Annotated in this window: 11 protein-coding genes and 5 tRNA genes; 14 read left to right on the forward strand and 2 right to left on the reverse strand. The window is 57.8% G+C overall.

All coding sequences use genetic code 11. The annotated features are described in order from the left end of the window. Positions 1 to 137: 137 nt before the first annotated feature. The 9 genes from C7386_RS01355 to C7386_RS01395 all read left to right on the forward strand — a co-directional run bounded on the left by C7386_RS01355 (position 138) and on the right by C7386_RS01395 (position 9551). On the forward strand, positions 138 to 1004 hold the full coding sequence (locus tag C7386_RS01355) for a class I SAM-dependent methyltransferase (RefSeq protein WP_110435280.1): 867 nt from the start codon (positions 138 to 140) through the stop codon (positions 1002 to 1004). A gap of 30 nt (positions 1005 to 1034) precedes the next feature. Further along, positions 1035 to 1886 (forward strand): energy-coupling factor transporter ATPase, encoded by an 852-nt coding sequence (locus C7386_RS01360; protein WP_110435281.1) that lies wholly within the window; start codon positions 1035 to 1037, stop codon positions 1884 to 1886. Between the two features lie 131 nt (positions 1887 to 2017). Further along, positions 2018 to 2893, forward strand: coding sequence for an energy-coupling factor transporter ATPase (locus tag C7386_RS01365; RefSeq protein ID WP_110435282.1), 876 nt, complete (start codon positions 2018 to 2020; stop codon positions 2891 to 2893). After that, complete coding sequence (locus tag C7386_RS01370) at positions 2887 to 3690, forward strand: energy-coupling factor transporter transmembrane component T family protein (protein ID WP_110435283.1); 804 nt, start codon at positions 2887 to 2889, stop codon at positions 3688 to 3690. The genes C7386_RS01365 and C7386_RS01370 overlap by 7 nt, the downstream gene beginning before the upstream one ends. A 144-nt stretch (positions 3691 to 3834) precedes the next feature. After that, positions 3835 to 4611: a tRNA pseudouridine(38-40) synthase TruA gene (gene truA, locus C7386_RS01375; RefSeq protein ID WP_243252330.1), complete on the forward strand. Its 777-nt coding sequence runs from the start codon at positions 3835 to 3837 to the stop codon at positions 4609 to 4611. 260 nt (positions 4612 to 4871) lie between these two features. Continuing rightward, positions 4872 to 6125: a DUF5711 family protein gene (locus tag C7386_RS01380; RefSeq protein ID WP_110435284.1), complete on the forward strand. Its 1254-nt coding sequence runs from the start codon at positions 4872 to 4874 to the stop codon at positions 6123 to 6125. Then, entirely contained in the window at positions 6112 to 6738 is a 627-nt protein-coding gene (locus tag C7386_RS01385; protein ID WP_165815423.1) for a CvpA family protein, read from the forward strand. Before C7386_RS01380 ends, C7386_RS01385 begins: the two co-directional genes overlap by 14 nt. A gap of 64 nt (positions 6739 to 6802) precedes the next feature. Further along, positions 6803 to 9085, forward strand: a complete 2283-nt coding sequence (locus C7386_RS01390; protein ID WP_116704696.1) for an ATP-dependent Clp protease ATP-binding subunit — start codon at positions 6803 to 6805, stop codon at positions 9083 to 9085. 211 nt (positions 9086 to 9296) lie between these two features. Next, positions 9297 to 9551 carry a DUF4177 domain-containing protein gene (locus C7386_RS01395; protein WP_181967608.1) on the forward strand — a complete coding sequence of 85 codons (255 nt, stop codon included), beginning with the start codon at positions 9297 to 9299 and terminating at the stop codon, positions 9549 to 9551. Between the two features lie 33 nt (positions 9552 to 9584). On the opposite strand, the gene C7386_RS01400 is transcribed toward C7386_RS01395, so the two are convergent. Together C7386_RS01400 and C7386_RS01405 are read right to left on the reverse strand one after the other, a co-directional pair. Continuing rightward, the gene (locus C7386_RS01400) at positions 9585 to 11237 is read right to left on the reverse strand and encodes a sensor histidine kinase (protein ID WP_116704697.1); all 1653 of its coding nucleotides are present in this window, start codon (positions 11235 to 11237) and stop codon (positions 9585 to 9587) included. After that, a complete protein-coding gene (locus C7386_RS01405; protein WP_110435289.1) occupies positions 11221 to 11919 on the reverse strand; it encodes a response regulator transcription factor in 699 nt (232 codons plus the stop codon). The genes C7386_RS01400 and C7386_RS01405 overlap by 17 nt, the downstream gene beginning before the upstream one ends. A 156-nt stretch (positions 11920 to 12075) precedes the next feature. Between C7386_RS01405 and C7386_RS01410 the strand changes: the two genes are divergently transcribed. From C7386_RS01410 to C7386_RS01430, 5 genes are all read left to right on the forward strand, one after another. Continuing rightward, positions 12076 to 12149: transfer RNA gene (locus C7386_RS01410), tRNA-Gly, on the forward strand. A 32-nt stretch (positions 12150 to 12181) separates the two neighbouring features. Then, a tRNA-Arg gene (locus tag C7386_RS01415) sits at positions 12182 to 12258 on the forward strand. A gap of 26 nt (positions 12259 to 12284) precedes the next feature. Beyond that, positions 12285 to 12361 (forward strand) — tRNA-His (locus tag C7386_RS01420). Positions 12362 to 12432: 71 nt separating this feature from the next. Beyond that, a tRNA-Gln gene (locus C7386_RS01425) sits at positions 12433 to 12507 on the forward strand. A 163-nt stretch (positions 12508 to 12670) separates the two neighbouring features. After that, positions 12671 to 12746, forward strand: a tRNA-Lys gene (locus C7386_RS01430). Positions 12747 to 12748: the final 2 nt, after the last annotated feature.

Here is a 12748-nt window from a genome sequence, read left to right on the forward strand (position 1 = left end):
GTATTCGCCAAAATACGCTGTCTTGACATCTTTTATTTCTAATCGCTTTTCATTGCGTTAGTGCATATTTGGTGGTAGAATAGATACTGAATTATTGTGTAAACAACTACTTATATATAATGTAATGGAGAATATTTATGTGGATCGCAGATCATTGGAAGGACTACGCCGTGCTCGACTGCGGCGGCGGTGAAAAAATTGAACGATGGGGCAATCAGATTCTGCAGCGCCCCGACCCGCAGGCTATCTGGCCGCGCGACAAGGACTGTAAGGTTTGGAACAAGCCAAACGCCATCTATCATCGCTCGAACGCAGGCGGCGGCAAGTGGGAAATCCGCAAGCTGCCCGAGCAGTGGGCCATCCACTACGGCGATTTGACGTTCCAGCTCAAGCCGATGAGCTTCAAGCATACCGGTCTGTTCCCCGAGCAGGCTGCCAACTGGGATTTTATCGACAAGATGATCCGTCACGCAGGCCGCCCGATCAACGTGCTCAATCTGTTCGCCTACACCGGCGGTGCAACGCTCGCGGCGGCAAACGCCGGCGCGTCCGTCTGCCATGTTGACGCGTCCAAGGGCATGGTGCAGTGGGCCAAGGAGAACGCCGCGTCCTCCGGCCTGAGTGACCGCCCGATCCGCTGGATCGTGGACGACTGCAAAAAGTTCGTGCAGCGCGAGATCCGCCGCGGACGCAAGTACGACGCGATTATTATGGACCCGCCGAGCTACGGCCGCGGTCCGTCCGGCGAGACGTGGAAGATCGAGGAGGACGTTGCCGACTTCATTGATCTGACCATGGGCGTGCTGAGCGACAAGCCGCTGTTCGTGCTCATTTCCAGCTATTCCACCGGCCTTGCGCCGTCTGTGATGAGCTATCTGCTCGGCATCACCGCAGGCAAACGCGCCGCCGGCAAGATTGAGGCGCAGGAGCTTGGCCTGCCGGTCGAATCGACCGGTCTGGTGCTGCCGTGCGGCTCGTCGGCACGGTTTATCGCGGAAGAATAATAACCTTTTTTTACCGAAGGACGAAAATAAATGAGTGAAATCATCAAAACCGAAAACCTGCAGTACGCCTATCCCACCGAGGACGGACAGCTTTCCGTTCCTGTGCTAAAGGGCGTAAATCTTTCCATCCGGCGCGGCGAGTTCGTCGCGGTGCTCGGTCACAACGGCTCGGGCAAGAGTACGCTTGCCGGCTGCTTCAACGCGATCCGTCTGCCGACCGGCGGCGTATGCTACGTTGACATGATGGACACCCGCGACGAAAACAACACCTATGAGGTGCGCAAGACCGTCTCGATGGTATTCCAGAACCCGGACAACCAGCTTGTCGCTACCGTTGTTGAAGAAGATGTTGCATTTGCGCTGGAGAACATGGGCGTGCCGCCCGCAGAGATCCGCAAGCGCGTTGACGATGCACTGCGTGCCGTCGGCATGTACGAATACCGTGCACAGGCGCCGCACCGTCTGTCCGGCGGACAGAAGCAGCGAATCGCAATCGCAGGCGTTATCGCCATGATGCCGCGCTGCGTTGTACTCGATGAGCCGACCGCCATGCTCGACCCGCAGGGCCGCCGTGAGGTCATGAATGTTGTCCGTGAGCTGAACCGCAAATTCGGCATCACCGTTATCCTTATCACCCACCACATGGACGAGGCCGTACAGGCGCAGCGTGTGGTTGTCATGCACAAGGGCAACGTGCTGATGGACGGCGCTCCGCGCGAGATCTTCACGCAGGTGGACAAGCTGCGCGCGGCTTCCCTGACCGTACCGCAGACCATCGAAGTCCTGTACGACCTCGATCAGCAGGACGGTGAAAAGCTGCCGATCGACGCACTCTCGATTGAGGAATGTGCAGATATTCTCGAACAAGAATATTTGAATTGAAAATTGAAATGGAGAATGGCGAATGATGGTTCCGCCGCTGCACGGCGCATTTATAACCGTGCCTCGCACGGACACCTTAACTTTCCATTAGCAATTTTCCATTCTCCATTGATTATCCGAAGGAGAATCTTATGTCAACCATACTTGAAACGCGGGGCTTGACGCACGTTTACGGCGCAGGCACCCCCTTTGAGCGTGTTGCGCTTGACCATGTTGACCTGAAAATCGAAAAAGGCGAAATTCTCGGTGTGATCGGTCACACCGGTTCGGGCAAGTCTACGCTCATTCAGCACCTGAACGGTCTGCTGCAGCCGTCCGAAGGCGAGGTCCTGCTCGACGGCAAGTCCATCTGGGATGCCAAGGGCAAGTGCAGCCGCGAAACGCGCTTCCGCGTCGGCCTGGTATTCCAGTATCCGGAATACCAGCTGTTCGAGGAGACCATCGCGAAGGACATCGCCTATGGTCCGACCAACATGAAGCTGCCGCAGGATGAGATTGACGAGCGCGTGCGCGAGTCCATGGCGGCAGTCGGTCTTGCGCCTGAGCTTGCCGACCAGTCCCCGTTTGCGCTGTCCGGCGGTCAGAAGCGCCGCGTAGCCATCGCAGGCGTTATCGCCATGCGGCCGGACGTACTCGTGCTCGATGAGCCGACCGCGGGCCTCGATCCGGCGGGCCGTGACGAGATTTTTGAGCTGGTCCGCAGCTACCACAAGCAGTCCGGCGCGACCATCCTCATCGTGTCCCACTCGATGGAGGATATCGCACAGGTTGCCGACCGTCTGCTTGTGATGAACCACGCCAAGGTGCTGTTCTGCGACACGCCGCGCGAGGTTTTCTCGCACGCGGACGAGATCATTGCCGCCGGACTGGACATCCCGATGATCACCAAGGTCATGCTTGAGCTGAAAAAGCGCGGTCACGATGTTGATACCTCGGTCTACACCGTAGCGCAGGCAATGGATGCCCTGCGTGCCTGCAAGCGGAAGGAGGCTGCTCACGAATGCTGAAGGATATTACCCTCGGTCAGTTTTTTCCGGGCAACAGTGCGGTGCACCGTCTTGACCCGCGCGTAAAGATCGTGCTGACGGTGGCATTCATCGTGCTTTTGTTCCTCGCGCAAGGCCCGGTTTCCTATGCGCTGATCATCGCATTTCTTGCCGTTGTCATCGGTATTTCGCGTATTTCGCCAAAAATGGTGCTGCGCGGCCTCAAGCCGATCCTATTCATCGTCATTTTCACGGCGGTGCTCAATCTGTTCTATACACCGGGTACCTACATTTTCCAGTGGCACTTCCTGCACATCAGTGTGGAAGGCATTAAGCTGGCCATTTTCATGGTTCTGCGCCTGATGCTGCTCATCATCGCAACGTCCATGCTCACCTACACCACCTCACCGATTCAGCTGACCGACGGACTTGAGCGTCTGCTTTCTCCGCTCAAAAAGCTGCACGCGCCGGTGCATGAGCTGTCCATGATGATGTCGATCGCACTGCGCTTTATCCCGACCCTCATCGAAGAAACCGAGAAGATCATCTCGGCACAGAAGGCGCGCGGCGCGGATTTCGACTCCGGCAACCTGATTCAGCGTGCCAAGGCCATGATCCCGATTCTCGTGCCGCTGTTCATCTCGGCGTTCCGCCGCGCGGACGAACTCGCTACCGCCATGGAGTGCCGACTGTACCGCGGCGATGTCGGCCGCACCCGCATGCGCCAGCTCAAGATTGCCCGCGTAGATGTTTGCGCGCTGCTGTGGGTTGCTGTTTTGTTCGCAGTTGTTATTATACTCAAGCATTTTGGCCTTTGATAATTGAAAATTGATAATGGAGAATGGAGAATTGCGGTATCGCACAAAGTGCGATTTATTATAATCGGCGCTTTTGCGCCGAACCTTCATTTTCCATTTTTCCATTCTCAATTCTCCATTCACGACCCACTAAAAGTAACTGAAATGATGAAAAATATTGCAGTAGTGTTGTCTTACGACGGCACAAATTTTAACGGCTGGCAGATTCAGAAAAACGGTCCTTCCATCCAAGAGAGCATGGAGGACGCGATTTTCCATCTGCTGAAGCAAAAAGTTCATGTTTCCGGTGTCGGACGCACGGATTCCGGCGTTCATGCCCGCCGGTATGTGGCAAACTTCCACGCAGACTGCACGATCCCGATGGACCGTCTGCCGTATGCGCTCAACAGCTTTCTGCCCGAGGACATTGCGGTTTCCGGCGCAGTCGAGGTTCCCGAGGACTTCGATGCGCGCTTCAACTGCACCAAAAAGGAATACGCCTATTATCTGTTCCCTTCCACCCTGCGGGACCCGTTCCACGCACGGTACGCGTATCGGTACAATTATCCGCTGGATATTACAAAAATGCAGGAAGGCGCACAGTATTTTGTCGGCAAGCAGGACTTTGCATCCGTGAGAAGTCAGGGCACACCGGTCAAGAGCACGGTTCGTACCATTTTCTGGTGCGAGGTGGAGCCGGTGGATGACCTCATCCGCATCCGCGTCTGCGGCGACGGCTTCCTGTACAATATGGTCCGCGCGATTGCGGGCACGCTGACGTATGTCGGCGGCGGCAAGCTGGCGCCCGAGCAGGTGCGCGACGTACTGCTCGCCTGCGACCGAGAGCAGGCCGGACCCACCCTGCCTGCCTGCGGTCTGTTTATGAACCGCCTGTGGTACGACGATACCCCCGAACTGGACAGATTCCGCCTGTCGGACTGACAGATTTCAATGGTAATACCGCATAATTGAACAAGAGTGATTTGCGTGTAAATTTTGCGTTCTGACGAGGCGTGGTTTTGCGGTAATACTTTGTGTATTACCGTGAAATCACAACGAAGTCAGGGCACAGAATTTCCGCAAAGCACCGCGGCAGTGCGACCGGAGCCTGCACAAGGAGCCGCCGCTTTAATTGTGCGGAATTGCCCAAGCTATTCACATTTTCACCCATTAAACACGCTACAATAAGGAGGCGGGATTTCATGAGCGAACAGAACCCAAAGCAGAATATCATCCGCTTTCCGCTCTCCAGGCGGGAGCGCCGTCAGCGCCTGCTCGACAGCAAGGACGCGCGTATCCGCACGACCGCCCTGCTCCGCATGCTCTGCGGCTGGGCTCTGGTGCTGGGAACAGCCCTGTTCCTGATCGCCAACTACCGTATTTTTACGCCGACCTCGCTGCGCACGCTCGGCAGCTATATTGCGGCCGGTATTCGCTCGCATGACGGCGATATCACCACCATCAACTACGAAAACGAGACCTTCAGCGACGGTGCGCTGTTTGAATCCGGTCTGGCGTACGCGGACAGTGACGCGCTGTTCCTGTCCCGCGCGGGCAGCATGACCACGCTGCGCTATTCGCTCGGCTACTCCGATCCCGCGGTGGAAAGCAGCACGAATTATGTGCTTGTGTACGACCGCGGCGGCGTCAAAGCCGCACTGGTCGGCTCGGCAGGCGCTGTCGCGGAGCTGAAGCTGGAATCCACCATCCTGAACGGTTCAATCGGCCGCAGTGGCCGTTTCGTGCTCACCACCAACGAGCACGGCTACCGTACCGCCGCTGCCGTTTACGACACCGCAGGAAAAGAGGTTTTCAAATACCGCGCTTCGGAATACTATATTGTATCCGCTGTGCTCTCGCCGGACTGCAATACGCTCGGCATTCTCGCCTTCCGGCAGAACGGCGTAACGCTCGAGTCCCATGTGCTGTTCTTTGATGTGTCCTCCGGCAAGCAGATTTCGGACACCGCGCTGACTGACGCGCTCGGTGTAACGCTCACTTATTCCGAGAACAACGCCGCGATCGCGCTGTGCGACACCGGCCTGTATCATGTCACCCGCAGAGGCACGGTCGATGTGCTGCTCGAACTCAGCTCGCAGGATCTGATCGCCACTGCGTCTCAGGGCAGTACGATGGCTGTCGCTGTGCGCTCCTACCTGAACGATGCACGCAGCGATCTCTATACCGTCCGCAACGGCAGCCTGCACGGCCCGTTCGCACTGACCGAGGAGCCAACGGCGCTTGCTGTCTCCAACGCCGGTACGGCGGTGCTGTCCGCGTCCGGTGTTACGGTCTACAACACCTCTGCCGAGCCGCAGTGGCACAATGATGACGCTGTCGGCGCACGCCGTGTGCTCATGACCGATGACGGTACGGTTTTCCTGCTCTACAACCGCAACGCGCGTATCTTTACCGCGCATTCCGAACGATCCGAGGAAATACATGCAGATAACTGATATCAACGATTTTATTTCCACAGCGGCGCAGCTGCTCAACGCGCCTGACCTTATCCTCATTGCCGTGCTGCTGGCCAACGTCTGGCTCGGTGCCCGTCGGGGACTGGTCGGTGCGCTGTACGGCGTGATTGGCCGCATCGGCATGATCGCCGCGTCTGTTGCCGCCGCCAAGTACACCGCGCCGTATATCGCGCAGTGGGTGGTCGTGCCGGCAGTCGGTCAGCTGTTTGAAAAACAGGCCGCGCTCAAGACCGCCGAAGGCGTGCTGGACGGTCTGCGGCAGACCGTTACCGAAGCGGCTGTCGGCATGTCGGAGAGCATCGCGTTCTCCATGCTGGTAGTGCTGTTCAGCGTGCTGTTCGGACGGCTCATCTGGATTTTCGGCCGCAGTCTCAAGCTCATTGTTCGGCGTACTCCGCTCAGCGCACTCGATTCCGCAGGCGGCGCACTCATCGGCTTTGTAACCGGCGTCGCATTCGTCTGCATCCTGCTGATCGTGCTGCAGTGGCTGTTCCCGATCACCTATACGTCGCTCGGCTATCTCTCGCCGGAGCGCGTCAAGCATACGCTGCTGCTCAAACAGCTTGTGGACGTTTTACCTATCGCCATTTAATGGAGAACACCTTAATTCTCCATTTTCTATTTTCAATTTTCCATTCCCTGAAGGAGTTTAACCTATGAATATGCCAATGTGCTCGCGGTGCAAGAAAAACATCGCGGTGGTGTTCATCACCAAAATCGAGGGACCGGATAAGACCACCCAGGAGGGTCTGTGCCTCAAGTGCGCACGCGAACTGGGTGTCAAGCCGCTCGACAACATCATGGAGCAAATGGGTATCACCGAGGACGACCTCGAAGCGCTCTCCGGTGAGATCGGCTCCCTGTCCGACCTGAACGACCTGGTTCCCGCCGGTTCGGACGGCACGGACGACGACGCACCCCACGAGACCGACCCGGTCGCTGCCGGCACTCTGCCGGGGCAGCCCGCAGGCGGCTCTCAGGAGGAGACCCGCACCCGTTCTTCCCGCAAGGAGGACAAAAAGCGCAAATATCTGAACAATTACTGCGAGAACCTGACCCAAAAGGCCGCAGAAGGCCGTATTGACCACATCGTGGGCCGCGACCGCGAGACCGACCGCGTCATTCAGATTTTGAACCGCCGCCAGAAGAACAACCCGTGCCTGATCGGCGAACCCGGTGTCGGCAAGACCGCCGTTGCCGAGGGTCTGGCAGTCCGCATCAACGAGGGCCGCATTCCGTTCAAGATGCGCAACAAGGAGGTCCATCTGCTCGACCTGACCGCTCTCGTGGCGGGCACGCAGTTCCGCGGCCAGTTTGAGAGCCGCATGAAGGGCCTGATCGACGAAGTAAAGCGTATCGGCAACATCATCCTCGTCATCGACGAGGTGCACAACATTGTCGGCACCGGCGATTCCGAAGGCTCGATGAACGCCGCAAACATCCTCAAGCCTGCCCTCGCCCGCGGTGACATTCAGGTGATCGGCGCGACCACGCTCAAGGAGTACCGCAAGTATATCGAGAAGGACGCCGCGCTCGAGCGCCGTTTCCAGCCGGTCTATATCGGTGAGCCGTCGGTTGCCGAGACCACCGAGATTTTGAAGGGTATCCGCTCGTACTACGAAACCTTCCACGGTGTTACTGTTTCCGATGAGATGTGCCGCCGTGCCGCTGAGATGAGCGAACGCTATATCACCGACCGTTTTCTGCCGGATAAGGCCATCGACCTGATCGACGAAGCCTGCTCGCGGCTCAATCTGGATTCTCCGCAGCTGTCCGAGATTCCCGAGCTGCAGAACGAGCTTGAGCGCCTGCAGGCACAGCTTGACGAGCTGACCCAGTCCTCTGCCCGCGCTGAGGAGGAGGAGACCTACGCCAAGATCGCCACCTGCCGCAGCCGCATTCTGCAGGTGGAGGCACAGCTGCACGAGCTGCTGACCAAGCCTGCACCGCAGGTTGACGAACAGCTTCTGGCTGAGGTTATCGAAATCTGGACCGGCATTCCGGCATCCAAGGTAGCAGCGCAGGAGTCTGCACGCCTGCGCGATATGGAATCCCGCCTGAAATCGCACGTTATCGGTCAGGACGAAGCCGTAGACGCGGTCTGCGCGTCCATCCGCCGCAACCGCGCGGGCATCAGCCCCAAGCGCAAGCCGGCATCCTTCCTGTTCGTCGGCCCGACCGGCGTCGGCAAGACCGAGTTGGTCAAGCAGCTTGCTCTCGACCTGTTCGACTCGCCGGATGCACTCGTGCGTCTCGACATGTCCGAATATATGGAAAAGCACACAGTTTCCCGCCTGATCGGTTCCCCTCCGGGATACGTCGGCTACGATGAAGCCGGTCAGCTGACCGAGAAGATCCGCCGCCGTCCGTACTCTGTCGTTCTGTTCGACGAGATCGAGAAGGCGCATCCGGATGTGCTCAATTCTCTGCTGCAGATTCTGGATGACGGCCGTCTGACCGACGCGCAGGGCCGCGTTGTCAGCTTCGAGAACACGGTCATCGTTATGACCTCGAACGCCGGTTCGCAGTCCAATAACACGCCTGCAGGCTTCGGCCGCACCGTGTCTCAGATGAGCAAGGACCGCGTGATGAAGGCTCTTGAAGAAATTATGCGTCCGGAGTTTCTCAACCGCATTGACGAGATTATCGCGTTCAACCAGCTGTCCGAGGATAACTTCCGCCATATCGCTGAGATCATGCTCGGTGAGCTGCGCACCACGCTCGCGGATAAGGAGATCCGCCTGACGTGGGACGACAGCCTGCTCGGCCTGCTCACCGAGAAGTCCTACTCGGTCAAGTACGGCGCCCGCAATCTGCGCCGCCTGATCGAAAAGGAGATTGAAAATCCGCTGGCCACCGCCATCGTCACCGGTGATAAGCCGCTGATGGGCGCACACCTGTCCGCTGAGGACGGCAAGGTTAAGCTGGATACCATCTAATAATTGAAAATTGAGACACCCACCGCAGTGGGCGTCCATCGAGCAACCGCCCGCAGGGCGGCTCTTAGCGAGTCGGAATGGAGAATGGAAAATGCACCACATTTTTCCATTCTCCATTTTCTTTGCCTCTCGGTTACCGTTCTTCGGTTGCATTGATTGACAATCTCTGTCGAATACGATATAATCGTGTAAATTACTGGAGGTGTTATTTATGGATTTCAGCGATTCCTCGACTTTCTCCACCGCATCCGGCAAGGACTATCATTACGTTGTCCTGCAGGTTACTTTGAAAGAAAAATTTCTCGGCACCGGTTCCGGCAACCTGACCGAACTGGAAGAAGCGATTAACCATCAAGCGCAAAAGGGTTATCGCCTGCACACGATTACTACATCGAACGGCGGCAGCAAGGGTCTGATGGGCGGCGACCGCATTCAGGCAACCATGGTATTCGAAAAAGTTATTTAATAAAGCAAAAACCGCTCTTTCGAGCGGTTTTTGCTATTTATCTGCGAATTGGAACCAGAACTTCGGTCCGATTTCGGTATTCTCCGCTCCGCAGGTGAAGCCATGCAGATCGAACACGGTTTTCGCGATGGACAGTCCCAGTCCGTCGCCTTTGGCGCTGCGCGACGGATCGGCCTGATAATACGCCTCCCACAGCCGCGGCAGCGCGTCCGCCGGAATGGCGTCGCCGGTGTTCGTCACCGAGAGCACGCCGTCCGCGAGGTGCACCGTGATGCAGCCGCCCTCGGGTGTGTGCTGCACGGCGTTCTCGAGCAGGGCGTCCAGTGCCCGCGTGAGCAGTGCCCTGTCCGCATTGACCTCGTATTCGCCCTGTGCTGCAAATTCGGTGCGGATGGTGGAATCGGTCGGCAGAGCCGCCTGCAGGCGCTCCTGCGCCAATTCTGCCAGAGAGAACGCGGTTCGCCGCAGAGCCTTTGCGCCGGTCTCCAGTCTCGACAGTTCGAGCATCTGCCGCACACTGCCGTCCATCCGCTGCGCCTGCTGCTGAATGACACCCAGATAGTGTGCCTGCTTTTCCGGTGCAAGGTTATCGCCGAGCAGCTCGGCGGTGGCGCTGAGCACGGAGAGCGGCGTTTTCAGCTCGTGTGCGAGCGCGGCGGTCGTTTCGCGGCGTACCCGCTCTATGCGCTCCTGTTTGCGCCAGACGCGCAGCTGCGCACCGGACAGCACTGCCGCGCAGAATAGCGCCAGTACCAGACTGAACGCCCATACGGGAATCAGTACCGGCAGCAAGGCTTTGAGCGGATATCCTTCCGCCGCATAGGACACCAGCACAGCGCCGCTTTCCGCAAACGGACAATATCTGATCGTCCGCCGGTACGTTCGCACGAGCCACAGCTTCTCGACCGTTTGGCTGCTGTTTGTGCGGCTCGGGTATTCTGCCCATTCCCGCAGCGCCTGCCGCGCGGGCGAGGACAGGGATTCCGCAATCTGTTCGGTCGTGGCGCCGTTCGGTCCGGGGCACACCAAGCGACTATAACTCATGGTTTTCAGCGTCAGACCTTTCACCTGCTCCGCGTCATATGCGCATTCAATCGTGCGCACCTCTCCGGTCGGCTCCCAAGTGCCGCTCTTGGTCGGCTCGATCGTGATGGATTTCAGATAGGCGTCATCGCGGTATCCGGGCACGCTGTCCGCCCACGCCTCAAAGGTCATCTTCGGCAGCGATTCTATTTTCGACTCGCCTGTGCCCGCACCCGCAAGAACCGCCTCGCACACCTCGCGCGGCTGACCGCTCATATCCACGCGGTACAGGTTGTCTCCCTCGATCAACTCAAGCCACCAGCGGTTGCTTTGCAGAACTTTGCCGGATTTCAGGTCGGTGATAGCGGTCTCGATGATCTGCAGATTGGGCGGGTCTGCGCTGTCCGCCATGAATACCGGCTTGCTCAATCGTCTGCGCAGTTCCGTCTCGTCCGTCGTGTCATAGCTCGAGGGATCAAGCAACAAATCGGTATCCTCTCCCATCAGCTTGTCCGATTTGCTTTCCATTTCCGCCAGCATGAGCTTTGCACGCTGCTGCGACAGCAGGACGGTGAACACCGCCATCACTGCCAGCCAGAATGCAAGGAAGCCCGCGCCGATTCGTGTGAAAAAGCTCCAAAAGGTTCTACGTTTGGTTTTCATCTCCGTCCACCTCCAGCTTGTAGCCGCGCTTTACCACGGTTTTGATACAGTCCGCATGCGGACCGAGTGCCCGGCGCAGCTTTTTGATGTGCCCGTCAATCACCCGGTCCGTGCCGTCAAAATCCCAGCCCCACGCAAGATTAAGCAGCTCGTCCCGGGTCAGCACGCGGTTTTTGCGCTCCATCAGCGCCCGCAGCAAAGCAAATTCCTTGGGCGGCAGGTCGATGCGCCTGCCGTCCGCTATGACAATCCCCCGTTCCGGGTCGAGTGACAGGGTACCCGCTGTCAGCGTATTCCCGGCATTGAGGCCCCGCGCTCGCCGCAGGAGCGCCAGTGCCTTGGCGTACAACACCGCCAGCGAGAACGGCTTGACCACATAATCGTCCGCGCCGAGGCCGTAGCCGTGCAGCTTGTCCTGCTCGTCCTCGCGCGCCGTGACGAACAGAATGGGCGCGTCTCCCTGCTCGCGTGCCGCGCGGCACAGCGCGAAGCCGTCCGTGCCCGGCAGCATGATATCGAGCAGCAGCAGGTCGAATCGCCGGGTTTCGATCAGGTGCAGCGCCGTGTCGCCGTCCGGCGCAGCCACGACCGTAAAATCGCCGCCGCTCTTCGCGGTGAAGTAGTCGGTCAGCACCTCACGCATGGCCTGCTCATCCTCGGCCAGTAAGATCGTTGCTTTCATGCTCTCTCCCTCCTTTGATTACAGTATAGCATGACCGTCTGCCCTTTTGATGTTCTTTGCAAATTTGGTCGAAAAAAAGTTTTTCAAAAAAATTTGAAAAAAGATGTTGACATTATGGGGTTTTATTGATATACTAAATGAGCGTCAGAAAGACCCGCGGGTGTAGTTCAATGGTAGAATGTCAGCCTTCCAAGCTGAACACGTGGGTTCGATTCCCATCACCCGCTCCATTTTCTTCGAATGGGTTTGTCGGAATTGATATGCGCCAGTAGCTCAGCCGGATAGAGCAACTGCCTTCTAAGCAGTAGGCCGGGGGTTCGAATCCCTCCTGGCGTGCCATTTCCGTCGGCTGCAAACTTTATATGGTGGGTATAGCTCAGTTGGTTAGAGCATCGGATTGTGGTTCCGAGGGTCGAGGGTTCGAGTCCCTTTACCCACCCCATATAACCCTGTGACGCGCTGCGAACGCAGCGCGTTATCTTTAGGGTAACGCTGTTTCGAGCAAACGAATACGGGGGCGTCGCCAAGCGGTAAGGCATCGGCCTTTGACGCCGACATTCGCTGGTTCGAATCCAGCCGTCCCTGCCATTACGGCAGATTTTGAATCCTTGGATTCGAAAGGCGGCTCTTGAGAATAATCCGGTGGATTATTCGAACCGCCGTGGCTTTCCCGTTGGAAAGCGAATCCAGCCGTCCCTGCCATTACGGCATACGACTTAATTTCATACTCAGCGCAAAACTTTTTTGACCTGACCCAGTAGCTCAGTCGGCAGAGCACCTGCCTTTTAAGCAGGGTGTCCGGGGTTCGAATCCCCGCTGGGTCACCAAA

The sequence above is a fragment of the Agathobaculum butyriciproducens genome (assembly GCA_003096535.1).
GTDB lineage: Bacteria > Bacillota > Clostridia > Oscillospirales > Butyricicoccaceae > Agathobaculum > Agathobaculum butyriciproducens.

Bases quoted from the DNA above. Each gene is read 5' to 3' on its own strand.
- C7386_RS01355 (WP_110435280.1), top strand. From the start codon at position 138: ATGTGGATCGCAGATCATTGGAAGGACTACGCCGTGCTCGACTGCGGC.
- C7386_RS01360 (WP_110435281.1), top strand. From the start codon at position 1,035: ATGAGTGAAATCATCAAAACCGAAAACCTGCAGTACGCCTATCCCACC.
- C7386_RS01365 (WP_110435282.1), top strand. From the start codon at position 2,018: ATGTCAACCATACTTGAAACGCGGGGCTTGACGCACGTTTACGGCGCA.
- C7386_RS01370 (WP_110435283.1), top strand. From the start codon at position 2,887: ATGCTGAAGGATATTACCCTCGGTCAGTTTTTTCCGGGCAACAGTGCG.
- truA (WP_243252330.1), top strand. From the start codon at position 3,835: ATGATGAAAAATATTGCAGTAGTGTTGTCTTACGACGGCACAAATTTT.
- C7386_RS01380 (WP_110435284.1), top strand. From the start codon at position 4,872: ATGAGCGAACAGAACCCAAAGCAGAATATCATCCGCTTTCCGCTCTCC.
- C7386_RS01385 (WP_165815423.1), top strand. From the start codon at position 6,112: ATGCAGATAACTGATATCAACGATTTTATTTCCACAGCGGCGCAGCTG.
- C7386_RS01390 (WP_116704696.1), top strand. From the start codon at position 6,803: ATGAATATGCCAATGTGCTCGCGGTGCAAGAAAAACATCGCGGTGGTG.
- C7386_RS01395 (WP_181967608.1), top strand. From the start codon at position 9,297: ATGGATTTCAGCGATTCCTCGACTTTCTCCACCGCATCCGGCAAGGAC.
- C7386_RS01400 (WP_116704697.1), bottom strand. From the start codon at position 11,237: ATGAAAACCAAACGTAGAACCTTTTGGAGCTTTTTCACACGAATCGGC.
- C7386_RS01405 (WP_110435289.1), bottom strand. From the start codon at position 11,919: ATGAAAGCAACGATCTTACTGGCCGAGGATGAGCAGGCCATGCGTGAG.